We start from the raw sequence: 243 nt of genomic DNA, 5'->3' as shown, positions 1-243 counted from the left end.
CACTAACCTCGACGCGCTCTACAAGACGTGCCGCGCGGCCGACGCGATCGAGATCCTCTTTGGCCCCGACCTCACGCGCCGACGACCGGACCTGCTACCGCTGCGGGCACACCTCCTTAGGTCTCGACCCCAGTACATCCTGTTGATGACTAGGACTCGCGACGTTTGGGGCGAGTTCGATCGGGTGATTGCGCTGCCGGCACCGCTCAGCCACGACAGTATCGACACACTTGGCACCACGGC

At 64.2% G+C, this 243-nt stretch carries 1 protein-coding gene; it reads left to right on the top strand.

What is annotated here, in order from left to right; translation table 11 throughout:
- Positions 1-243, top strand: a 243-nt coding sequence (locus tag AC1RPW_RS08640) for a hypothetical protein (protein ID WP_481769553.1), incomplete at both ends; no start/stop codon positions are given.

This window comes from Dellaglioa sp. CoH-55-MRSF-8 (assembly GCF_056782195.1).
The sequence above is the reverse complement of the archived record's forward strand: the minus strand, read 5'-3'. Positions and strand labels throughout refer to the sequence as shown.